This window comes from Pseudopedobacter saltans DSM 12145, assembly GCF_000190735.1.
Classification (GTDB): domain Bacteria; phylum Bacteroidota; class Bacteroidia; order Sphingobacteriales; family Sphingobacteriaceae; genus Pseudopedobacter; species Pseudopedobacter saltans.
Genome location: NC_015177.1, coordinates 4,548,299 through 4,573,216, shown reverse-complemented (window position 1 = coordinate 4,573,216; position 24,918 = coordinate 4,548,299). Strand labels below are relative to the sequence as shown.

The window sequence follows — 24,918 nt, the reverse complement described above, 5'->3', positions numbered from 1 at the left end:
AAGATATCTTATGGATTTCAATAGCAGAAAGCAAATACATTAGAAATAATACATAGTGCCTTTTTAACAAAAGTGTCTTTTTTAATAGACAAAAAAACGAAACAAGAACAGATTCATTCTCAGAAAATATATTCATAAAAGTCAAAACATCAGACAGTTACAACAAAACACAGCTTTTTTGGCAAAAGTATTTCTTTAGCTTGTTTGATGTATATACAATTATCACATTTTTAACATTTATTAATTATGAAAACACTTAAACCCGCTTTAATGCTCGCCCTATGCGGTACATTATCGCAATTGTCTGCACAGACAATATCAACTGAGACCGACAGGTTCTCTACCAAAAATTTCAGAACATGGTCTATTGGCGCCCATGGTGGCGTTCTAACCCCTTATACTATTTTTAGAGGCGCAAATAATGACTATCAGGCCCCTACAGAAAATTGGGGATATGGGGGGTATATCAAAAAGCAAATTATTCCAGCCTTTGGTATCCAGGCCGATTTCCTTGCTGGTCACGTTGAAGGAATCAGACAATGGGATGCTGTAACTTCCAGCTATATACCTAATTCGAAATTTAAATCTCATATTGAATGGTCTGCAGCTTTAACTGCAAATTTAACCCTGGCTAATTTCAGCATGAATAACGAAAATGGATACTTCTCCCCATACTTGAAAGCCGGTGCAGGTTATATGTCTTCCAACTCTGATGTTACGAATGCTCCAGGATCCAGAGGATATTCTGAAGATTGGTTTATTCCTGTAGGTGCCGGATTTAAAATTGGTATCGCCAAAGGAATTAATTTAGACTTAGGTTATGACGTTAACTTTGTTAAATCGGCAAATTTCGATGGGCTTGATTCGAGAAAATACGACAATTTCTCTTATGCTCATGCCGGTTTAGAATTTGCTATCGGTAATAGCAATAATCCGCAATTAATTCATTACAGCCCTATTGCCGATTTAAGAAAACGCACCGCAGCTGAAAGTGAAGATCTAAGAAGAGCCTTATCTACCGCCGAACAAAATGCAGCCAGAGACCGCGAGCAATATGCCAGAGACATGGGCGATGACGATGGAGATGGCGTAGCAAATAAATTCGATAAATGTCCGGGAACACCTAGTGGTACTGTAGTAGATGGCGCTGGTTGTCCAATGACAGGTCCTCGCGAAATTGTAAGAGAGAAAATTGTAGTTACCGAAGCCGACCGCAAAATTGTAGATGAAGCAATTAAAAACCTGGAATTCGATTTAGGGAAAGCTACAATCCGTTCTACTTCTTATGCTACTTTAAATAGAGTTGCACAACTATTGGTTGAGAAAAACTTCAGCTTAAAACTAGCGGGACATACCGATAATACAGGTTCTATGGAATTAAACATGAGGTTATCTAAAGAAAGAGCTGAATCTGTAAAAGCTTATTTGGTAAGTCAGGGAGCCAACGCTTCCAGGATAGAAGCGACAGGATACGGGCCAACCCAACCAATCGCTTCTAATAAAACAGCAGAAGGACGTCAGAAAAACAGACGTGTAGAATTTACATTGTATTAATGGAGTCACACTTCGTTAAACAAATCCGTTCCTGATATTAGGGAACGGATTTGTTTTTTCCCAATCAATATTCAGTAATATAAAAAGTATGAGTTAGATCATATATAGTTGGATCTGAATCGTTGATTAATTTTAATTTCATTAAATCCCCTTGGTTTATATTCAAAGTAGTAGCCCCCCTATTTCAAATGTTCTCCGATAGATCTGACTCCAATAAAAATTGAGCAGATAGTGCGTTAATTAGTAATGGGGTTGAAATACTGTTTTATTCTTATAGTTTTTATGACTTGCGAGCTTTCTTTATTTGCCATTTTTATTTCCATATCTAAAATCCATTTCCCATTAATATCCTTCGTTAGCGATTTCCCCTTAACATATCCCGCTGTTATTTCTAATGGCACCTGAAGGCAGCAAGGGCAAATAGATACATAAATGATTTTACCCTTTTGTATATCTTCATTTTTTAAATAGAAGCTATTTGTATTCATCGGGACTTTCACATATATCCTATCAACAATACCACAGCCAGAAGCCCACGTATTCTCAAATGTAAATAATCTTAACTTTCCCTCTTTAACATCGTGACCTTCTAAATCTTTATTTAAAAAATAAGAAAAAGAACATTCAGCATTATCCTCGCATTGAGTAAGATTGCTTTCATCTATCTGTAATGTTTCACCTTTTTTACAAGCCCCTAAACTTATAAAGCCTGTAATAGCAATTAATAATACTTTTTTCATAAATTATGCTTTCAGACAATACGCAACAATTACTGCTTTGTAACATAAGCAATATTAAATTTACATTAAGCTTTACGTTTAATTAACCAAAAAAATCCGCCCTATTTAAGGAACGGATTAATATTCAAGATATATTTAACCAATTATTGAATTGAGATATTTTTTGTTGCTGTGACAGACGTTAAATATTTGGTTCCAGATATTGTACATTCTACTCTATAATTACCTTTCGCTAAATACATATCCGAAAGAGTACTAGTTCCAACTTCTTCATAAAAATAAGGGCTACCGCTTGTACCAATTATTTTCCAATGATAAGATATTCCATCCTCTATTGACACATAGCTTAAACTAAAAACTCCATTATATCCACGAATACTCGGTTGAATTATGCTATTAATATTTATAGGATACATTGATGAAATATTAATTTCATCATAGCTAGTTGGAAAAGAATTACTAAAATTTGGGAAATTCTTTCTAAAATCTCCTCTATGCATAATGGAACTCGAATTGTTAACCGCATGCTTAAGACCTAGACTATGCGCAATTGCATGTATGAAATTCCAAGTAGCTTGCTCCGGATTTTGATTAAAATCTTCATTCACAAGAATCACCTCTCCAGGCTTTCCATTGCCACTCGGATAAGCAGCCACCATCGCTGTGTTACTTAATAAGACTCCATTGTCGCCTTTTATTTCAACATCTACCGTAATATGTGCTATTAAAGTCTTTTATTCCACTTATAGAAAATCCCATCGACTGAATTTTAGTCAAATGTGGGACGTAAATCTCATATCTTGTGGTTGAATAGACTGTAATATCCCGAGATAAAGAAGTGTCATAATACTTAATTCTTAGCAAAATCTTCCCTAAAAACTTACTCGCAGGCAAAATACAAGAAGTAGATTTTCCTCTTGAATCAACCATCAATGCCACAGCTCCATTATTATAATCTGAGCTAGTTACATTTTTAGTTGCTAAAACTATAGTAGATGGATCATTTTCGTAATTATTATTTGAAGTAGCCTGTGTTATATAATTGGGGCTTTCTGTATATATTATTGAAACTGTACAATTTCCGGCCTCAAACTGACCGCTTGACAATAAATCTCTTGACAAAATGAATTCAGCTTTAAATGCCGTCGTAACTTTCTCATTGTTAACCTTAAGTTTTCCATCAGATAAATATTGAGTTTGTATACTAAATTCTGACAAACCGATTACAGCCTTTGCATTTTCAACCATGAAAAATACAATTAAGAATATAAATACATTTTTCATTTCTATTGATTCTCGTATTTAAGTTTATATTCATTAGACCGAGCATATATTTCTTGTACCTCATTTAAACTTATTTTATACCAACCATCAAGTATAAACTGCTCGTTTTGTGAGTCGTACACCACTTTATCAATAGGTATTGATGTACTAATGGAGAGGTACCTCTTTTCGTTTTTATAATCTTCTTGTACATTAATAGGCCCTATGGCAACTTCCGTTTCATTTTTTTTACACCCTGTCAATAACGAACTGACTAAAATTGCTAACATAGAGATCTTGAGGAATATAAGTTTTTTCTTTTTCATGCTCTGAAAATAAAAAAACACACATTACCCTTAGATTAATTTAATGTAAAAAAACACCAATACCACATTATTATAAGAAACAATATTTCTTATACTTTCACACTAAAGACTGTGAGCTTTTCAGTAACTATTATTCTTCTATAGTAAACGAGATAACATAACTATAGAAAATTCACAGCAATTACTGATAGTTAAACATCCAATCTAAAACAAAAAAATCCGCCCTAAAAAGGAACGGATTTTCATTGTTAATATATAATTAGGATTACTTATAAAAAGTCTTAGTACACGTTAGTTTGTGGTGTCCAGCTCGCCCAACCTGCTGTCCAATCAGTTGTTCCAAAAGCTCCTCTATAGTTTACAGCGGTTGCATTAGTTGTAGCTGCAAAAGTACCAGATAATGCCAATGAGCCAGTCAATGGTAAAAAGTTAGGTGCAGTTAAACTAAAAGGAGAGTTAATTTTAATTTCTGCTGTAGGCACAATAATATTTCCTTCAGCTAAAGCTTTTGTTTGCATGTCGGTAGCACTAAGAGCTGTTGAGGTACTCAAAAATGGAGCAGTAACAACCGAAATAATATTATTTTTAAACTCTGAAGTACCATTTTTATAGGAGTTTGCTGTAATGTCAGACTCAATAGAAAAACCACCTTTTTGATTTCCTAACAAAATTGAGTTGTTGAAAACAAACTGAGTTCCTCTTCTCCATCTATTACCATAATTATGATTTGAGGCTGTACCCGTTGCATTATTAGGACCTATTATTGTAAAGTTAGATAATCTTGGTTTTGTAACGGGAGTAGCAGTTGTACCATCTTTATCGTTATCACACTCAATTCCATTACCTGCGTCTCCAGCGTCAACAAATTTAGGATCTCTTAATGATACCGCGAATTGGATTGAACCATTGTATCCAAAATCAAAATCAAAATCATCATCAGCTGTTGCATATGCTACTAAGTATTTAGCATTTACGGTACCTCCAAAAAACTCGTAGGCATCGTCGTTTGCGTAAGACGTTTGAATATGCTCTATAGTTGTTCCGCTACCTACAGCGTAAAATGTAAGCGCATTAATTTCGCTATCATTAGTTCCAATACCCGCGTATTCTATTCTCACATATTTCAATATACCTGAGTTGTCATCATCTATTTTCTCTGTACCATAAGTTAGTCCTAAACCTCCCTCTATCGCTTGTGGAGTGGTTCTATTGGTTGAAGCTCTACCAATTAAAACGATTCCTCCCCAATCTCCAGGAGCTCTTTCTCCTACAGGTCTGCCAGATGTAAAAACAATAGGTTTCTGAGCAGTACCTTCTGCCATAATTTTTGACCCCTGTGTAATTACTAAAGCACTTTTTTGTCCTACTTTAGCTTTAATTAGAGTACCCGGTTCAATAGTGAGTACAGCATTATTCTTCACAAAAACAAACCCATCCAATACCCATACTCGATCAGCTGTCAATTTCATATTAGAAGTTATATCTCCAGAAATCTCTTGCGGTTCTTTAACTATATTTTGTTCTTCATCATTACTTTTCCTACAAGATGAAAAAGAAATTGCTAAAACTGCTAGAAGCGCTAAAAATTTAATTTTTTTCATGTTTTTAATTTTTTATAAAAATAAATCAGCTATGTTTCCTATGTGTTTCTAAACTATTATGTTTAAATAAAATCCTTGTTAAGAAATTAACAATTACAGTTATTTACCTAAAGACAAATCATATTTAAGAGAAAGTGATATTCCAGAACCATACTTAACAGCATTCATTAAGTTATCTTTAGATGCATCGTAAGTCTTTTTGCTATCGTTGTTTTGATAGAATATTTGCTTTTGATTTAGAATATCCGACACATTCAATTTGAGTTCAAATCTTTTTGAAAAGTTCTTGCTAATCTGAAAATCCAACATATCTCGCCCTCTTTCATAAATATCAGCATAACCTTCATAACCAACTTCCGCTATCCTAGGGCCAATTTTGTTGTATAATAAACTAAAAGCCATGTCATTTTTAGGCGAAGCATATTGCAGACCTGCATTTAAAAGATATGGAGATTGCCCTTGTAGAGCTCTGGATGTTACCTCAGAGACCAAAGAATTTAAATTGACCGTTGATATAATAAAAGATGCATTCGTATAAATTGTCAGATTTTTAAGGAAGTCTTTATTTCCTAAAAATTCTAAGTTTTTTCTTGCCTCAATTTCAAAACCATAGGTATTTGCTGAATTAGCATTTTGAAAGCTTACATTTTTCCCACCATTACCTGATGAAACAATTTGCTCGATCGGATTTTGGAAGTTTTTATAAAATGCAGAGAATGATAATATTTGACCGTTGCTTGGATAAATTTCGTATTTAAAATCTAGATTCGTATTCTGACTTCTTTTTAAATCAGGGTTTCCTTGTAATATTCTTTTTGAAATGTAATCAAAGAAGCCAAACCTAGACATTTCTCTTAATTCCGGTCTGGTAACAGTTTGAGAGGCCGCAATTCTGATATTTGTTTTATCATTAAGGCTATAAGTTAAATTTAGACTAGGCAATACATCTAAATATGTATTTTCAACTTTTAACTTATTACCTGAAGGATCAAATGTGTTAACTAGTTGATAACTATCTTCCAATCTTACTCCCCAAATAACTCTAGTTTTAGATCCAATTTTATTATCAAATTGTATATAACCAGCATTTAGATCCGAAGTTGCATCATATTTGTCTGCATTTTCAGTTCCTTCATCCATAATAAAACCATTAAGATTGAGATTTTGACCTTCAAATATCTTATCCATAGGCAAGTACAAAAGATTCTGATCAAAAGTTCCGTAACTGCTACGTATATATCCAAACTTTCTCGCCGCAAAATCTCTTAACTTATATTGCTTTAAGAACCCTAATTTTGCTGAACTTTTTTCATTAAATAAATTAAACGGAATTGTGAAATTCAATGCTCCCCCATAACTATCTTCCGTCATATTGGAGAAGAATCTACTAGCATCAGTACGAGATGCTGTGCCATTAGGTACTATCGCTTCATATTTTGTTGCACCCTGATCGTAATCCAATCTATAGTTCAAAGATTTTAAATCTGGCTGATTCCTTTCGGTATAAGAATAATTCATATTCCAATTTACCTTTACGTCTTTCCAATTTAACTTATGATCTCCCTCTAATTGATTGTTTAATAAAGACTTACTTACTAAATCGAGTGAATTACCCCTAATAGAATCTTGCTCAGCTATTTGAACACCGTATCTTGAAGTATATGAGTTATCTAAAGATATATTATATAGATTTTTTAAAGCTATCTTATTATTTCCTTTAACATATGCTAAATTCAACAATGCCCCACTTGAAGTACTATACTTAAATATCCTATCATTAAAATCAAATTGCTTATAATTTGATTCATAATCATATCTCTCAGAATTAGAAATAGATTCCCCATTTCTTTGTGACAGAGAGAAGATAAGTCCTAATTTCCCATCATTCTCAAAACTTTTCTGAAGTCCCAAATTCAATTGATAATTTTGAGAGGGTACTCCCTTTGATGATTTTGTATTAAATGAATTGTCAAATAATTTCCCTGCATTAATTTTCTCTTGAGCCCCCGCAGTACGGAATGCTATGGTTTTTGGCACACCTTGTGGGATATTTCTTTCAGAATTTACAAAACCTAAAAACTCACCATTTTTCTTCTCTCCCAGATTAAAGTCCTTAAAAGTACTTTGTGTATTGTAACCTGCCCCAACACTTAGTGAAATATAGTTTTGATCAGGTATATCTTTTGTTACTACTTGAATTACACCACCCGCAAACTCGCCCGGAAGCTCTGGAGATGCTGTTTTGCTAATTATAAGATTATCTATGAGATTGGATGGTATAATATCAAATGAAAAAGCTTTCTTATCTGGTTCTGTACTTGGTAATACCGCTCCATTTAATAATGTAGAATTATATCTATCAGATAACCCCCTGATGACAACAAATTTATTATCCTGGATACTAGCTCCACTTACTCTTTTTAGTACTTCAGAAGTATTTCTATCTGGAGATTTTTTAATTTGATCGGAACTGATGCCATTAGATATACTAATATTGTTTTTTTGCTTGGCATACAACGCTCCAACTGTTTCCTGCTTATAAGATGCGGTAACAACCACCTCTTTTAAAGCTTGTGTTGCAGATTGTTCCATTTGGACATCCAAAGTAGTAACCTGTCCGGCTTTGACTTCTACAGCTGTAATTGTTTTTGCCTGATATCCTAAATATCTAAAAGTCAGATTGTATTTCCCGGCAGTAAGACCTGTTAAAGTAAATCTTCCCTCCACATCGGTAAGCGTACCTTTTGTGGAACCTTCTATGCCCACCGCAAGACCAATAAGTGTTTCTCCATTAGCCTTATCAACAACTTTACCTGTTATCTTTGCGTTCTGAGCAAATGTTAAACTCGAAGTAAAAAGCACTAGTATAAGAACTACTATACTAAATGTGTTAAATTGTCTTTTATTCACTTTTGCGTTATTTAATTGTTGCAAAAGTATTATGAGCATATTACCGACTTGTTACCATAGGATTAACTATCTATAACTAATATGTTAAAACAATATTAACAACACTCCTAACCTTTGATCATTAAAAACTTAGGTATTATAAACAAATAAAAAAGCCCCTTATGATAGATGAAGGGGCTAAATATTATCTTAATATATTCTAAACATCACAAATCCGAATGGCTTCTCTCAACGATTCCAGCTTGTCTTTCTTTTTGGGAATAAATTCCTGTGCCACGTATCCTTTAAATCCTGTAGCTACAATTGCTCTCATAATTGCAGGATAATAAAGTTCCTGATTTTCATCGATCTCATTTCTTCCAGGTACACCTGCTGTATGATAATGTCCAATATATGGATGATAAGTTCGGATTGTATTGATTACATCTCCTTCATCAACCTGCATATGATAAATATCATACAATAATTTAAAGCTTTCAGATCCTAGTCGCTTAGCAATTTCGGCGCCTATATGGGTTCTGCTTGCAAAATAGTCTTTATGGTTAATTTTACTATTTAACAATTCCATAACCAGCATTACATTATGCTTTTCAGCCAGCGAAATGATTTTTTTTAAACCTTCGACACAATTGTTAATCCCTTTCTCATCATCCATACCTCGTCTGTTTCCACTGAAGCAAATCAAATTCTTATATCCCGCCTTAGCTACCTTCGGAATCATTTCTGTATAGCTATCTATTAGCTTTTTATGAAAGTTCGGTTCAGCAAAGCCATCCACCAGATTAATTTCGGCTCCATTGCACATACTGGAATCCAAACCATGTTTTTTTAAGATATCCCATTCATTCGGACCAACCAGATCTATAGCTTTAATCCCCATTTCCTTTGCCTTTATGCAAAGTTCCTCCAATCCAAGATATTGATAAGTCCATTTACATACCGCATGGTTAATATTTCCCTTGAGTTTCATCTGTTCGGCTTTATCAAAAGAAGATAGAAGTCCTGTTGTACCAACAGCAACAGCACCTCCTATTACATTTTTTATTACTTGCCTTCTATTAGTCATTATCTTTTAATTTATCCTAAACACCAGATATTTTTTCCTTCTTTTCTCTGAATGTAACTGCAAATAACAATAGAACCACTGCAGCGATACCTGCCGGAATTAACCAGATCATGTTCCAATTAAAGGAACCATCCGTTATTTTATAATTATCTGTCACCATTCCAGCCACCCAGAATCCAATTAACATCCCTACACCATAAGTTGCAAGGGTTATTAATCCTTGTGCAGCACTTTTCACATGCTCGCCAGCTCTTGCATTAGTATATATCTGTCCCGATACAAAAAAGAAATCATAACAGATACCATGCAATGCAATACCTAAGATTAACATCCAGGAAGCTGAACCTGCATCGCCATAAGCAAAAAGCGCATACCTTAATACCCAGGCCAGCATACCGGCCATTAAGGTTTTCTTAAAACCGAATTTTTTAAAGAATATAGGAAGCAACAATAAGAAAAACGCCTCGGATATTTGCCCTATTGTCATTTTTCCGGTTGGATTTTCCAGTCCTACATTGGTTAAAAATGGGTTTGCATTTTGATAATAAAAGGCCAGCGGTATACAGATAAGAATTGATGAGATAAAAAAAACCAGGAAGTCCCTGCTTTTCAATAAATTCAAAGCATCCAAACCTAATATTCCAGCTATACTTATCTTTTCTTCTTTATTAGCTTTTGGTGGCGTTCTTGGTAAAGTAAAGCTAAATAAGCCTAGTATTAACGATGCTATACCCGCCATCATAAATGTATTTTTCAGAAAGCCGGATGATATACTTTCGGCCGAATCCCAATGAAAAACATAACTGATTGTTAGTCCGGCAGCTATCCAGCCTATTGTACCCCAAACTCTTATATTTGAGAATTCCTTCTCCGGATCGCTCATCTGATTAAATGACACAGAATTTACCAAAGCTAAAGTTGGCATATAAACCACCATATAGGCAAATACATAAGGATAGAAAGCAGCAAAATCTTGCGAATTGAACATCTGATACATCAGAAAGGCTCCAACCAAATGTAAAACACCTAATATTCTTTCGGCATTGAAATATCTGTCTGCTATTAAGCCGATAATAAATGGGGCTATTATAGCACCAAAAGATTGTGTAGAAAAAGCTGCTGCTATCTGCGAGCCACCAGCGTTTAAATTACTACCCAAAAAAGTCCCTAATGTTACGAACCATGCTCCCCAGATGAAAAACTCGAGGAACATCATAAATGATAGTTTGATACGATTAATACTTGTCATGATTTAGGTTTGGTTAAAATTGATTTTATTTGCTAGCTCTTGATACTTAATACTCAACAACTACAATCTTTTAATTCTGATATTTCTATACCAGACATCGTTACCATGGTCCTGTAAAGCGATTTTACCTTGTTTATACTTTGCAAAGTCCGGCATAGCTTTAAATTTACTTTCTGCAACCATTTTGTTCCAGGCGTCATCCCACATTGTTGTTTCGACAACTTTCTCTCCGTTTAGAATAAAAGTAAGTTTGGCGTTTTTCAATATGATTTCAGCTTTATTCCATTCTCCAACAGGCTTTACTGTTTCACGTTTACATGGAGTTAAGTCATATAAGTCACCTGCCCGGTGTTTAAATATTTTACCATCAGGGTGCCCATCATTATCCAGCACCTGCATTTCCGGCCCTGTTAAATAAGGTTCTTTATATTTCGAAATATCTTCGTTAACCAAAAATATAACTCCGCTATTGCCTTTTTGTGAAATCTTCCACTCTAACTGTAAATGAAAATTTTCAAACGCTTCGTTTGTTATCAAATTGCCTTTCTGAGATTTGTCCGTAATCTTAGAATTGAAATATAAGACACCATTTTCAAACTGCCAGGCTTTTGTCACTTCGTTTTTGCCATAAGTATGCCATTTATCCGGACTTGACAAGTTTTCCCATTGGGAATTAGTTTTTTGTGCGCTACAAGAGCTGGTCACAAATATCATAGAAAGCAAGAACAAAAAATTCTTCATTTAGTCTAATGTTTTAATGTGAATATATAATTTACCATTTCTTTAAGATCAGCTTCGCTAAGTTGTGGATGTGGTGTCATAGGCACATCTCCCCAAACCCCTGAGCCTCCTTTTACTATTTTTTCAGTTAAATATTGATGATTTTCAGGTGTATTATCGTACTTGTTTGCCACATCTGTATAAGATGGCCCTACAATTTTATTTTTATCAGAATGACATGCAGAACAATCAGATTTAGCGATGAGCTGTTTGCCTTTATGCTCTTGCTTTACTGCTGTGGCTTTTGTATCTGACCCTGCTGTGTTATTTGCTTGCTGATTACTTTGTCCACCACATGCATATATTAGAAAAATCAGGACCGGCATTAATAAATACTTTCTCTTCATAAAAATTATATACCTAAAATTTGTTTGTTGAAACTATCATTCCCTCCGGATTTGGCAAAATCGTCAAAAGCCTTTTCGGTAACCCTGATAATATGATCTTTGATAAACTGAGCGCCTTCTTTAGCTCCATCTTCAGGATGCTTAATCGCACATTCCCATTCTAAAACAGCCCAACCTTCAAATCCATATTGTGCCATTTTACTAAAAATAGACTTAAAATCTACCTGTCCATCTCCCAAAGACCTGAACCTTCCGGCCCGGTCTACCCAGTTCTGATAACCACCATAAACTCCCTGTCTCCCGGTAGGATTAAACTCTGCATCTTTTACATGGAACATTTTTATACGTTCATGATAGATATCGATATATTCCAGATAATCTAAACACTGAATAATAAAATGAGAGGGATCGTATAACAAATTAGCCCTTGGATGATTATTTACCCGCTCCAGAAACATCTCGAAACTAACGCCATCATGTAAATCTTCTCCTGCATGCAATTCATAACAAAGATCAACTCCATTATCTTCAAAAACATCCAATAAGGGTTTCCATCTTTTCGCCAATTCGTCAAAACCAGCTTCTACCAACCCAGGAGATCTTTGTGGCCACGGATAAACATAAGGCCAAAGCAATGCTCCACTAAAGGTAACATGTGCATCCAAACCTAAATTTCTGGAAGCTTTCGCTGCATATTTAAGCTGTTGAATAGCCCATTCTGTTCTGGCTTTAAAATCTTTGTGATATTCTTGCGGGGCAAATGCATTAAATAATTCGTTATACGCAGGATGCACTGCTACCAGTTGTCCCTGCAAATGCGTAGAAAGTTCGGTTATTTCTAAACCATGCGAATTGATTCTACCTTTAAGCTCATCTGCATATGTTTTACTTTCAGCTGCCTGCTTTAAATCTATAAATCTTGCATCCAAAGTAGGTAGTTGCAGTCCCTTAAAACCTAAGCCCTTTGCCCATTTACAGATGTTGTCCAGATTATCATGTGGAGCAGTATCCGAAATAAACTGCGCAATAAATAAACCAGGCCCTTTAATTGTTTTCATCATATTAAGAAGTATGAATATTAAGTAATACGTAATCTCTATACGCTACACACTACTCAATATTAAATAGTTAATTCAACCCATTTTTCGTCTGATTTTCCAGAAGCGATAACAGTTTCTATAAAAGCCATGCCTCTAATACCCTCTTCAACGCCAGGAAAATCCAGGTATTCTTTTGGCACCTCTTTTCCTTCTTTCTTTAACAGAACAGTTAGTGCAAAATTCCTATATAAATTAGCAAAGGCTTCTAAATATCCTTCCGGGTGACCCGCCGGAGTTCTTGTATTGTGAGAAGCAAAAGAGCTCACATAACTTCCACCAGTTCTAAAAATTTGAGCGGGAGCATCAAGCCATTTCATCATTAATGAATTAGCATCTTCCTGATGCCATTCCAAACCACCTTTTTCTCCATACGCCCTGATTTTTACCTTATTTTCTTCTCCAGCTGCAATTTGAGTAGCCATCAGTACTCCGCTCGCTCCATTATTAAACCTAAGCAATACAGCGCCGTCATCATCTAGCCTTCTGTTAGGCACTACTGTATTGATATCTGCGCAAAGCTTATTGACTTCCAGTCCGCTAACATATTCAGCCAGATTAAAAGCATGTGTTCCTATATCTCCCATAGCACCTGCTATACCACTTTTAGAAGGATCTGTTCGCCAGTCGGCTTGTTTACTTTCTACCGCATTACTTAACCACCCTTGTGGATATTCTACATAAACTTTCCTGATTTTCCCTAGAGCACCACTGGCTATTTGTTGTTTAGCCTCTTTAACCATTGGATACCCCGTATAGGTATGGGTAAGTAAAAGCTCTTTCCCACTTTCTTTTTGAAGCTTTTTCAATTCTTTAGCTTCTGATAGTGCCAGGGTTATTGGCTTGTCTAAAATAACATGAAAGCCATTTTCTAAAGCTAGTTTTGCTGGCTCAAAATGCAGATGATTCGGGGTAACAATACAAACAACATCCACTCTGACGTCTTCCGGCAACTGCTTTTCCTTATTAATTAAATCCTGATAAGTTGCATAAGCTCTATCAGGAGATATACCTAATTCTTTGGCTGTTATCTTTGATTTTTCTGCTGAGCTACTAAAAGAGCCAGCGACAATATCATATAAATTATCCATCCTAGCGGCTATCCTATGGACCGCTCCGATAAAAGCGCCCGGACCACCACCGATCATTGCTAACTTTAATTTTCTCATCTTCAATTAAGGGTTCAAATACACGGGATCTCCTTTTTTATAAGGAATACACCCATCAAATCTTCCAGGAACTTCTACATATGTCAAATTATGATTTCCGCCTTCTTCAGAAGTAAAGTAACCGAACAACACCAGTTCTTTAATCATTCTAAAGAAATGCTGAGGATCTTCTTCTTTCTTTGTCTGCTGATATTCTTTTTGTTCTTTATCTAAACCTTCTAAAATTGTCTTACGCTGTTCCGGACTACAATCGACAAAGTTTTTAGAATAATTCTTTTTAGAAATATCCTCTATCTTTTGAAGGCCGTCTATAAACGTTTTCTGATCTGGTTCGCTATAGCAATCCTTAACCATTATCGCCATAAATTCACCCACTTTAGCATCTTTAGCTCCAGGTGTAGATGTTTTCGGAATAATAGTTTCGGCCACTTCATCCATAAGCTGTATGTTTTCTTTTGAAAACAGATCCTGCACATCTTTAATTGAAGATGAACAACCACTTAAAATAAAAGCCTGACTGCCAATAATTGTTCCTCCCAACAAGAACGCTACGGAGGATATCGCTTCTCTTCTGTTCATAATTTAGTCATGGTCATTAACCATCCATTCTTATCAAATCGATATTTTTGAGAAGCGACAATTTACACATCTGCCAATCAAAAACATCGATTACAATAAATCAAATATTCTTTTTCTTTAATTCAGAAACCGCGTAATCTACGGCCCTTGCAGTAAACGCCATATAAGTTAAGGAGGGATTAACACAAGCTCCGGAAGTCATGAAAGAACCATCTGTAACAAATACGTTTTTAGCATCCCAAACCTGGTTATATTTATTTAAAACAGACGTTTTTGGATCATGTCCCATTCTTGCTGTTCCCATTTCATGAATACCCTGTCCAAACCCATATCCTGAATCATGTGTACGAACGTTTTTAAGTCCTGCTGCTTCCAGCATTTCTTTGGCATCATTCGCCATATCAATACGCATTTTTTTCTCGTTTTCCTTTATTTCTGCATCAATAGCTAAAACAGGTAATCCCCATTTATCTTTGACATTTTTATCTAAGGAAATACGATTTTCGTGATATGGAAGAATCTCACCGAATCCGGTAATTCCCATCTTCCACGGCCCCGGTTGAGATAAAGCTTCTTTAAGTTCAGCACCTATACTTAGTTCTGCAATTTCACGGCTCCAACCATCTCTGCTAGCTCCTCCCTGATATCCAAAACCTCTTAAATAATCACGTTTATCGTCTCTGAAGTTTCTGAATCGGGGAATATAAATTCCATTAGGTCTTCTTCCAAAATAATATTTATCATCATAACCTTCTGCTTCTCCCGAAGCTCCCGTTCTGAAGTGATGATCCATCAGGTTGTGTCCCAACTCACCACTGCTACTTCCTAATCCACCTTCCCAAACATCTGTTGCAGAATTCATAAGTACCCAGGTAGAATTTAACGTAGAAGCACAAACGAAAATAACTTTAGCTTTGTATTCTATAGTTTCGTTGGTTTGAGCATCAATAATCTCTACTCCTGTTGCTTTTTTTGTATCCTTATCATATAATATTCTTGTAACAATAGAGAAAGGTCGCAGCGTGAGATTACCAGTAGCCATGGCAGCAGGTAATGTAGAAGATTGCGTACTAAAATATCCACCGAAAGGACAACCTAAAACACATTTGTTTCTATATTGGCAATTGCTTCTGTTTAAATGCGGACCAGTAACATGAGCTACACGACCGATAATCATATCCCTGTAACCGTTAAAATTCGATTTTATACGCGCAGCAACATCTTTTTCTACACAGTTCATTTCCATTGCCGGCAAAAACTCACTATCCGGAAGTTGGGATAATCCTTCTTTTGAGCCACTTATACCTGCAAACTTTTCAACGTAACTATACCACGGCGCTATTTCTTTATAACGAACAGGCCAGTCAACCGCAATCCCTTCTTTCAGATTTGCCTCGAAATCAAGATCAGACCAACGGTAAGATTGTCTTCCCCACATCAATGATCTCCCACCAACATGATAACCTCTAAACCAGTCAAACCTTTTAACCTCTACGTATGGAGATTCCTTTTCGTTTACCCAAAAGTCCGGGTTCTTCTCATTTAAAGGATAATCTCTGCTTAATACCGGGTATTCTTTGATAAGTTCTTGTGTCCTTCTTCCTCTATGAGGAAACTCCCAGGGCGCTTTGGTAGCCGCTGTATAGTCTTTAATGTGCTCTATATTTCGCCCTCTTTCTAAAACAATTGTTTTAAGTCCCTTTTCTGTGAGCTCTTTGGCTGCCCATCCGCCAGAAATTCCTGATCCAATGACTATTGCATCATAAACATTTTTCGCCATTTTTTATTTAGGTTACATTTTATCTTATACAAATTTGTTGTTTTGAGGTGACGTTCTGATTTAAATAAAGCAATAGAAATTGAGTTTCTATTTTAAAACAGCACTAAATCCTTAAGCAACCATTTATTATATTTTAAAATCGGTTTATTCGGACTGAAATTAATATTAAATATTTACGAATCAAAACACAAAGTGTACTTTTCACAATAAGTATTCAAAAAATTATTTACTGCCTTTAAAACAGTTCCATAAACAATGTGGACCATTTCTCTGCCGCTTAAACAGATTTTCCTCGCTTAATCTGTTGCTATTTCAACAATCACCTAAAACAAAAAGAAACGAAAATCAAATTAATAAAAAAAGAAATAAAAACAAAAAGAAATAGCGATCAACAAAAATTCAGTATATCTAATAGGTTAGTAGTTCTTTTAAAGCACAAATAGGAAAACTACTAAATTTAGAACATTATAAATCCGCTGTTAATAAACCTAACTCGATCCACAGTTATCACACTAAAAAAGTACTTTTACCCTTGCAAAAGAGAACAAACACTATTACTTAAGTAAAAATTGTAGATTAAGCTTGTATGAATAAAATCGGCAATGATTATTACGTGTTAAATTTAGTTTCCTGAACATTTAAAAATCCCAGCCTCTATTAGTAAAAGACTAGGATAAAGAATTAATTAATATCACAAAAATTACTTCGGTAATTTCAGTTCTATCATAACCGCGTAATGATCGGAAGGGTATATAAAAAAACACCAGATCTTGTAAACCTAATATTTCAAATTGAAACGCTTAAGAACCAGGCTCCATAACCAGATAGGTCCTATAATAATTTTTTTCCAAAATTGGGATAACGGCAATTTATGTTCTTCATTTTGATTTCCTAATAATAAGAAGAGCAAAGAAACCACAAAAATAAGCAAACTTATTTCCCATAATTTAATCCCCCCAGCCTGCTCCACATATTCCAATTGAACTATAAAAAAGTATAGCGCACCAAATGTAAAAAGCATAATATAGGACAGTAAAGGAGATTGTTTTAAGTAATAATAGATAGCCAGTGCTAATACAATTGAAAACCAATTTATAAACATATTGTATTTACCCAAAAAAGCTAAATATGGGAACGGAGTAGCCGTAATTAAGCCCATTAAACTAAAAATAAGCAATGGCAGAAAAATTACCTGAATAATAAAATTAGCTTGATTAAAATGGTAAGTTCCATAATCTGATAACATTTTATCTACATTCCTTTGTTCTTCTACTTTCTGCTTCATATTATACATAATAAGCGATGACATGTTAATGTCACCGCTTATCCATTTTTAAATTAAAATATATAATCTTAAAGGCTTATTTCGCGTAAGCCACAGACCTTGTTTCTCTGATTACCGTAACCTTGATTTGCCCCGGATAAGTCATTTCTGTTTGAATTCTGTTGGATATATCCGCTGCTAAAATCTCTGATTGAGCATCGCTGATTTTCTCGCTCTCTACAACAACCCTAAGCTCTCTACCCGCCTGAATCGCAAACGTTTTCTCTACTCCCGGATAAGACATAGCCAAACTTTCCAACTCTTTCAACCTGCGGATATAGCTTTCCACTACTTCTCTTCTTGCACCTGGTCTTGCGCCAGAAATAGCATCACAGGCCTGTACAATTGGAGAAATTAAAGATGTCATTTCAATTTCGTCATGGTGAGCACCAATAGCATTACAAACATCAGGATGCTCCTTATATTTCTCTGCCAATTGCATACCTAATATTGCATGAGGTAATTCCGGATTGTCGTCTGGCACCTTTCCAATATCATGTAAAAGCCCAGCTCTTTTAGCCAATTTGGCATTTAAACCTAATTCTGAGGCCATTGTAGCACAGAAGTTAGCTACCTCCCTGGAGTGTTGCAATAAGTTCTGACCATAAGAAGAACGGTATCTCATACGACCTACCATCCTTATCAATTCGGGATGCAAACCGTGAATACCCAAATCAATAACAGTCCTCTCACCTATTTCTACAATTTCTTCTTCAATTTGCTTTTGAGTTTTCGCAACAACTTCCTCTATTCTCGCAGGATGTATACGACCGTCCGTTACCAAACGGTGCAATGCCAAACGGGCAATTTCGCGTCTCACAGGATCAAAACCAGAAAGAATAATAGCTTCAGGTGTGTCATCAACAATAATTTCAATTCCTGTGGCCGCTTCTAAAGCTCTGATGTTTCTACCTTCTCTACCAATAATACGACCTTTAATTTCATCATTTTCGATATTAAAGATTGACACAGTATTTTCGATAGCCGATTCAGTTGCAGTTCTCTGGATAGTCTGTATTACAACTTTTTTAGCCTCTTTTGCAGCGGTAAGTTTAGCCTCGTCTACGATATCTTTAATATGTACCATAGCATTTGTTCTGGCTTCCTCTTTCAAATTGGCTTCCAGTTGAGATTTGGCTTCTTCAGCAGATAACCCCGCTACATTTTCCAATTCTTTGATATGTTGAGCCTTAAGCGCCTCTACCTCCTCTTGCTTCTTTTCAACAATCTCAAGTTGATGGTCTAATTTTTTTCGCTGATTATCTAATTCCTGCTCTTTTCTGTTTTGATTTTCCAGCTTTTGATTTAAAGATTGTTCTTTTTGTTTCAAAGTATTTTCTTTCTGTGCCACAACCTGGTTACGCTGGTTAACCTCCTGTTCGTGATCAGCTTTCAACTGCAAAAATTTCTCCTTTGCTTCTAGAAGTTTATTCTTCTTTAATAGTTCAGCATTAACTTCCGCGTCTTTTAATATCTTTTTAACTTTGGTTTGGGCAGCAATTTCCTGCTGTTTAAGTAGCTGTCTCAGCAAATATCTTCCAGCTAAAACTCCTCCTCCGAAGGCAATAATGGCTATAGCGAGATAAATAAAAAATTCCATAAAGTGTTTTTAAATTTTAAAAAAAAACCGCAATTAATTTTAGATTTCATGTATTGTAAACTTCTAATTGCAGGTTTAAGGTAAAAGTTTTCAGGATGATCTTCTTATCGAAGATAAAACAAAAACTTGTGTAAGTTACCTTTTTTGATATTGAAACGTTAAGTTTTTAATAGTGAAACCTAAAATTTAACTGCGGTTAAATTTCTTAAAACTCATTTATATATAAAGAACGAATGTATTTATTTATCTTCCCTAAAAAAATCTGTCAACACGCTATCTAAATTGTAAACCTTCTCAGCCAGATCCGTATCCTCGTTACTAGCCTTTTTTTCTGCTTTCAAAGAGGATGTAGCATAATGCAGCACACACATCGAAAGCAAATCTTGCTTGTCTTTCACCGCATAATTTTCCTGAAATTCTTTTATACGGTCATTTATCAATTTAGCAGCCCTCCGCACTAATTCCTCTTCATCAGCATCTATCTTTAAAGGATAGACACGATCAGCAATATTTATCTTTATGGAGATATCTCCCATATTAGAGTTTCTGTTTCACTATGTATTACTTTTTAAGTAATACAATACATTTATCTATTTCCCGCACAAATTCGTTAATTTTTTGTTTTATGTCAAGTGTTTTTTCATTTGTCCCTTCAAGACTCTTCGCTAGCTTCAAAACACGAACCGTTTCTTCCAGCTCTTTTCGTTTATCCTCACTGGTTGTCAAAGCAACCTTTAAGGATTGATTTTCAAGACTTAAAAGGTCATTATGTTCCTGTAAAGCCTTTGCCAATTTTATCAAATCCTGGGTGCGGTCCAGAACATGATCTAATTTTTTTGCTAAAACAGACATAAATCGCTATTTTCTAATTTCTGCACCTGATTCTTTTTCTAAGTTAAGAATTATTTTTTGCATTACTGCATCAATCTGTTTATCAGCAAGTGTTTTTTCTTCATCCTGTAAAACAAAACTCAATGCGTAGGATTTTTTACCTGCCGGCAATTTATCTCCCTGATAAACATCAAAAACATCTACAGCTTTCAAAAGATTCTTTTCTGTTTTCACAGCAATACGTTTCAATTGCTCAAAAGTAACGTTTGTATCAATCAACATAGACAAATCTCTTCTTACAGCAGGAAACTTAGAAACCTCTTTGTAAGTGATTTTATTACTTCTGATAACAGTAAGGACCAGATTCCAATCAAATACTGCTGCAAAAACTGGCTTATCAACATCCGCCTGTTTCAATGCAGAGCCAGAAACAGCACCAAATTTAACCAAAGTTTTCTGCCCCTTATTATACTTCACCCCATATGCAAAATCTTCATCATTTAACTCATCAGAATTCAGATTCACAATATTCAATCGGGCTAAAATATTGTCGACAACAGACTTGATACTATAAAAATCTGTATGAGCAGCAGATGAATTCCATGTAGCCTGATTAGCTTTCCCTGTAATAAAAACAGCCAATTCAGGAGTTTCTACATATTTATCTTCATAAACCGCATAAATCTTTCCAAACTCATAGAATTTCAGATCGGAATTTTTACGATTACTATTATAAGCCACTGCTTCCAGCCCAGAAAAGATCATAGACTGGCGCATCACATCCAAATCAGAACTTAATGGATTTAAAATCTTCACGGCATGGTCTAAATCTTTTGAATATGCAGACTTAGTCAACGAGTTGGAGAGTATTTCGTAGAATCCATTAGCAGAAAGCAAATCAGAGATTGTTTGTTGTACACTTTCTCTATCTGGTTTTGAAGTATAATTTAACGATGCATTTACTTTATTGGGAATCGCAATATTATCGTAACCATAAATCCTAAGTACCTCTTCAATCACATCCACATCTCTTGTTACGTCCACTTTGTAAGACGGCACACTTAAGCTTAATTCGCCATCATTTTCAGACAAAATACGGATACCAAGACTACGGATAATAGATTTTATCTTTTCTTCTCCAATTTCCTGCCCTATCAATCGGTTTACATGATTTATAGACAGATTAACCTTAAAATCAGTCACAGGCTTCGGATAATGATCAAAAATCTCAGAAGAGATCGTACCTCCTGCAACTTCCTGAATTAGTAAAGCAGCTCTTTTCAAAGCATAAACTGTAATTTCAGGATCAGTACCTCTTTCAAACCTAAAAGAAGAATCTGTTTTTAGTCCAAATCTCTTTGATGTCTTTCTTACAGAAACAGCATTAAAATAGGCACTTTCTAAAAATATATCTGTTGTAGACTCCTTAACTCCCGAATTCAATCCGCCAAAAACTCCAGCAATACACATGGGTTCTTCGGCATTGTAAATAATTAGATCACTGGCAGTCAATTTACGTTCTACGCCATCCAAGGTTACAAAAGATCTTCCTTCCTCAGCCGTCTTCACAACAACTTTATTACCTATTATTTCTTTGGCATCAAAAGCATGTAGAGGCTGTCCCAAGTCATGTAAAACATAATTAGTCACATCTACAACATTATTAATACTTCTTACGCCAATAACAGCAAGTTTTTCTTTTAACCATTGTGGTGATTCTTTAACCGATATTCCGGAAATACTAACACCACTGTACCTCTGTGCCAGATTTTCATCGGCAACCTCCACAACAATAGGAGATACTGTTGATTCAATTTTAAAGGCTTCAACATCCGATTTCTTTACAGGTATTTCCAGAAATGCGGCTATATCTCTTGCCACACCTAAATGAGAAGCAGCATCAGCTCTGTTTGGAGTCAGACCGATCTCAAATAAATAATCATCATTCAGATTAAAGAATTCTTTTGCAGGCATCCCAATTTTAGCATCGTCGGCTAAAACCATAATCCCATCATGAGATTCACCCAAACCGATTTCGTCCTCTGCACAAATCATTCCCTCAGACACCTCTCCCCTGATTTTGGATTTATTGATTTTGAAGGGCTCTCCCGTATTTGGATACACAGTGGTACCTACCGTTGCGACTACTACTTTTTGTCCCGCTGAAACATTAGGAGCACCGCAAACTACCTGTAAATCTTCTCCAAGACCTACATCTACTTTAGTAACCCTTAATCTATCTGCATTAGGATGTTGAATCGCTTCTTTTACATAGCCAATCACCAAACCTTCTAATCCACCCGGTACGGCTTGCACCTTTTCCAAGCTTTCTACCTCTAAACCTATAGCTGTCAATATTTTAGAAATCTCCTCTGGTGTTGAGTTAATATCTAAAAATTGCTTTAACCAATTATATGAGATTTTCATTATATCTTTTCTGAACGGCAAAAATAGGAATTTTAACCGCCTATGAAAAGTATAGCTAGCAATAAATCAGAAGTAATTGACAAAAATGAAAAAAATGCAGCTACATCAAACCTTCATCCGCAAAACTAAAATATTTTCTCTCTGCAAAAATCAAGTGATCCAATACACCGATATCCAGTATTTTTCCACCTTCAACCATTTTCTTGGTCAATTGCAAATCCGCGGAACTCGGCTTCAAATTTCCAGAAGGATGATTATGCGCGAGCACAATTGAAGAAGCATTGTGCTCCAAAGCAGATTTAAAAATAATCTTAGGATCAGATACCGTAGCTGATTGGCCGCCTTTTGAAATTAACACTTTCGAAAGGACTCTATTGGTCCTGTTTAATAGGACAATCCAGAACTCCTCATGTAATAAATCGAAAAAATGCGAAGACAACAATTTATAAACATCAAAAGAGGAAGTTATTTTACTATGCAGCTGCTCGTTTTCTGCATCTTTCCTCCTACGCCCTAATTCCAAAGCGGCAATAATGGAAATTGCCTTAGCTTCTCCAATACCTTTAAATTTAGAAAGCTCCTGTACCGAAAGTCGGCCCAACGCATCTAAATTATTCTGATAGTGATTGAGAATTCTTTTACTGAGATCTACCGCCGACTCGTTTTTACTTCCCGAACCGATCAGAATCGCTATCAGTTCAGAGTCGGACAGAGTTCGTCTGCCATGTAGGAGCAGTTTCTCTCGGGGCCTGTCTTCTTCGGCCCAGGTGGTAATAGGAATATGTGGTTTATAATGTGGATTCATTTACTGAATCTACAAATATTCCACAAAATAAAAAACAAAAAGCGAGACTCAAACAAGCCTCGCTTTTCGGATAAAAGGAATATCTTGTATATTCTTATAAAGAGTTAACTAACTTAGTCAATTTAGACTTGTTGTTAGCTGCTTTATTTTTATGTATTACGTTGTTTTTTGCTAAACGGTCTAACATAGAAGTAACTTTTGGTAATAAAGCTACCGCTTCTTCTTTTGACGCTGCACTACGTAATCTTTTGATAAAAGTTCTAGTTGTTTTCGCTTGATATCTGTTACGTAAGCGTTTAGCTGCGTTTGATCTAATTCTTTTTAATGCTGATTTATGATTTGCCATTTCTAAGCTTATTATTCCTTAAATACATCTTCCCTATTGGGGATGCAAATATAGATTGAAATTTTCAAAATACAAAGTGCTGATTTAAAATTTTTTATTTTCTGATTTCTTAGAGCCTGTTCAAATTTATATTGTATTTTTTTATAAGCTATTTTTAAGCGAGACGAGACATGTTTTTGAAGAGATAGCAGCGCTTCTACCTCAAGAAAACATAATCCCGATTCATCGGGACCAAAAAGAGTCATAAAAAAATTATTAGATGAATTTTTAACAGGCATTATTAAATAACGAAGAATCTCCGACTCATTATCACCTCAAAACCACTGTGCCTGATATGATTTAGAAACTCGAATAGATAATGGCTTGTCCAAAAAGGTTGATAGCGCCTTTCTTATACGATTTTATAAGTTCCTCGAACAATAACAAATCCTACTTCCGAGCAGTGGTCTCTCATAGAGAGACCACTGCGATAAGGGCTAAAAATCTATACGTTATCTAAAAAGGATACTGTTTCAATGATCTGGCGCAGGGTCTTCTTGCAGAAAAACCTGCTTGAACAGAACAATATTTGAATAGTATTAATAAACCCGGACAACTACAAATCCCACGGGTCTCTCTAGAAGCACTGAGATAAGCAAATAAGCATTTAAACCCCTCTTTGTTTAAAGTCTAATTTTTTACCGGAAGGCCCTGTAAAAATTAAAAGTCCAATCTACAGGTCTTCAGGACATATACCTTTTGTCTTTATTTTTGCGTATATTAGTAATTGGAATTATGTTTAATCCCCTTGTCTTTAACGCCTTTTAAAAGTTGTTTTCACTTTGTCTATTTACCCAAACCAAAATTTTATAACTCCACCTATAATCCACCTTTCATCCACGTATACCCCACGGTATCCGGCTTATACCTTGTACTATTCTATACCTATTCCTTTACTATACCCCTACTTTATAACAACAACATAATTATATAAAAAAGAGGACAATTCCACTGGAAGGGTTACCAATATGATCAAACCCTTTGGACAGGATACTCACTTAATAAATCAAATCTATTTTCCGGGTAAATTTTAGTCTTAAAGAAAGACCCTGCCCGAACAGAAATGTAAGCCTATTTTGTGGCCA

22 protein-coding genes are annotated in these 24,918 nt (G+C 35.3%); 1 reads left to right on the top strand and 21 read right to left on the bottom strand.

Going from position 1 to position 24,918, the window contains the following annotated elements:
- Positions 1-246 precede the first annotated feature (246 nt).
- Positions 247-1,554, top strand: coding sequence for an OmpA family protein (locus PEDSA_RS19080; RefSeq protein ID WP_013634810.1), 1,308 nt, complete (start codon positions 247-249; stop codon positions 1,552-1,554).
- A 236-nt stretch (positions 1,555-1,790) separates the two neighbouring features.
- Here the strand turns inward: PEDSA_RS19080 and PEDSA_RS19075 are convergent, their stop codons facing one another.
- The 21 genes from PEDSA_RS19075 to rpsT all read right to left on the bottom strand — a co-directional run bounded on the left by PEDSA_RS19075 (position 1,791) and on the right by rpsT (position 23,794).
- Positions 1,791-2,294: a hypothetical protein gene (locus PEDSA_RS19075; RefSeq protein WP_013634809.1), complete on the bottom strand. Its 504-nt coding sequence runs from the start codon at positions 2,292-2,294 to the stop codon at positions 1,791-1,793.
- Between the two features lie 143 nt (positions 2,295-2,437).
- Entirely contained in the window at positions 2,438-2,953 is a 516-nt protein-coding gene (locus PEDSA_RS19070; protein WP_013634808.1) for a M10 family metallopeptidase domain-containing protein, read from the bottom strand.
- A 40-nt stretch (positions 2,954-2,993) separates the two neighbouring features.
- Positions 2,994-3,578: a hypothetical protein gene (locus PEDSA_RS19065; protein WP_041537168.1), complete on the bottom strand. Its 585-nt coding sequence runs from the start codon at positions 3,576-3,578 to the stop codon at positions 2,994-2,996.
- A 2-nt stretch (positions 3,579-3,580) separates the two neighbouring features.
- Positions 3,581-3,883: a hypothetical protein gene (locus PEDSA_RS19060; protein WP_041537167.1), complete on the bottom strand. Its 303-nt coding sequence runs from the start codon at positions 3,881-3,883 to the stop codon at positions 3,581-3,583.
- Positions 3,884-4,164: 281 nt separating this feature from the next.
- Positions 4,165-5,484: a hypothetical protein gene (locus PEDSA_RS19055; protein WP_013634805.1), complete on the bottom strand. Its 1,320-nt coding sequence runs from the start codon at positions 5,482-5,484 to the stop codon at positions 4,165-4,167.
- A gap of 99 nt (positions 5,485-5,583) precedes the next feature.
- On the bottom strand, positions 5,584-8,433 hold the full coding sequence (locus tag PEDSA_RS19050; RefSeq protein WP_013634804.1) for a TonB-dependent receptor: 2,850 nt from the start codon (positions 8,431-8,433) through the stop codon (positions 5,584-5,586).
- A gap of 160 nt (positions 8,434-8,593) precedes the next feature.
- A complete protein-coding gene (locus PEDSA_RS19045) occupies positions 8,594-9,460 on the bottom strand; it encodes a hydroxypyruvate isomerase family protein (protein WP_013634803.1) in 867 nt (288 codons plus the stop codon).
- A 16-nt stretch (positions 9,461-9,476) separates the two neighbouring features.
- On the bottom strand, positions 9,477-10,709 hold the full coding sequence (locus PEDSA_RS19040; RefSeq protein WP_013634802.1) for a nucleoside permease: 1,233 nt from the start codon (positions 10,707-10,709) through the stop codon (positions 9,477-9,479).
- 60 nt (positions 10,710-10,769) lie between these two features.
- Entirely contained in the window at positions 10,770-11,450 is a 681-nt protein-coding gene (locus tag PEDSA_RS19035) for a 3-keto-disaccharide hydrolase (RefSeq protein WP_013634801.1), read from the bottom strand.
- Between the two features lie 5 nt (positions 11,451-11,455).
- The gene (locus PEDSA_RS19030) at positions 11,456-11,836 is read right to left on the bottom strand and encodes a c-type cytochrome (protein WP_013634800.1); all 381 of its coding nucleotides are present in this window, start codon (positions 11,834-11,836) and stop codon (positions 11,456-11,458) included.
- A gap of 5 nt (positions 11,837-11,841) precedes the next feature.
- A complete protein-coding gene (locus PEDSA_RS19025; protein ID WP_013634799.1) occupies positions 11,842-12,894 on the bottom strand; it encodes a sugar phosphate isomerase/epimerase family protein in 1,053 nt (350 codons plus the stop codon).
- Positions 12,895-12,956: 62 nt separating this feature from the next.
- The gene (locus PEDSA_RS19020) at positions 12,957-14,102 is read right to left on the bottom strand and encodes a Gfo/Idh/MocA family protein (RefSeq protein WP_013634798.1); all 1,146 of its coding nucleotides are present in this window, start codon (positions 14,100-14,102) and stop codon (positions 12,957-12,959) included.
- Positions 14,103-14,108: 6 nt separating this feature from the next.
- Positions 14,109-14,681, bottom strand: coding sequence for a gluconate 2-dehydrogenase subunit 3 family protein (locus PEDSA_RS19015; RefSeq protein WP_013634797.1), 573 nt, complete (start codon positions 14,679-14,681; stop codon positions 14,109-14,111).
- A 100-nt stretch (positions 14,682-14,781) separates the two neighbouring features.
- Positions 14,782-16,461: a GMC oxidoreductase gene (locus PEDSA_RS19010; protein ID WP_013634796.1), complete on the bottom strand. Its 1,680-nt coding sequence runs from the start codon at positions 16,459-16,461 to the stop codon at positions 14,782-14,784.
- A gap of 778 nt (positions 16,462-17,239) precedes the next feature.
- Positions 17,240-17,746 (bottom strand): Mpo1-like protein, encoded by a 507-nt coding sequence (locus PEDSA_RS19005; protein WP_052305832.1) that lies wholly within the window; start codon positions 17,744-17,746, stop codon positions 17,240-17,242.
- A 76-nt stretch (positions 17,747-17,822) separates the two neighbouring features.
- Complete coding sequence (rny, locus tag PEDSA_RS19000; protein WP_013634794.1) at positions 17,823-19,385, bottom strand: ribonuclease Y; 1,563 nt, start codon at positions 19,383-19,385, stop codon at positions 17,823-17,825.
- Between the two features lie 239 nt (positions 19,386-19,624).
- Positions 19,625-19,921, bottom strand: a complete 297-nt coding sequence (locus PEDSA_RS18995; RefSeq protein WP_013634793.1) for a cell division protein ZapA — start codon at positions 19,919-19,921, stop codon at positions 19,625-19,627.
- A gap of 25 nt (positions 19,922-19,946) precedes the next feature.
- Entirely contained in the window at positions 19,947-20,237 is a 291-nt protein-coding gene (locus PEDSA_RS18990) for a phenylalanyl-tRNA synthetase subunit beta (protein ID WP_013634792.1), read from the bottom strand.
- 6 nt (positions 20,238-20,243) lie between these two features.
- The gene (gene pheT / locus PEDSA_RS18985; RefSeq protein ID WP_013634791.1) at positions 20,244-22,643 is read right to left on the bottom strand and encodes a phenylalanine--tRNA ligase subunit beta; all 2,400 of its coding nucleotides are present in this window, start codon (positions 22,641-22,643) and stop codon (positions 20,244-20,246) included.
- Between the two features lie 100 nt (positions 22,644-22,743).
- The gene (gene radC / locus PEDSA_RS18980) at positions 22,744-23,448 is read right to left on the bottom strand and encodes a RadC family protein (RefSeq protein ID WP_013634790.1); all 705 of its coding nucleotides are present in this window, start codon (positions 23,446-23,448) and stop codon (positions 22,744-22,746) included.
- A 94-nt stretch (positions 23,449-23,542) separates the two neighbouring features.
- A complete protein-coding gene (gene rpsT / locus PEDSA_RS18975; protein WP_013634789.1) occupies positions 23,543-23,794 on the bottom strand; it encodes a 30S ribosomal protein S20 in 252 nt (83 codons plus the stop codon).
- Positions 23,795-24,918 lie beyond the last annotated feature (1,124 nt).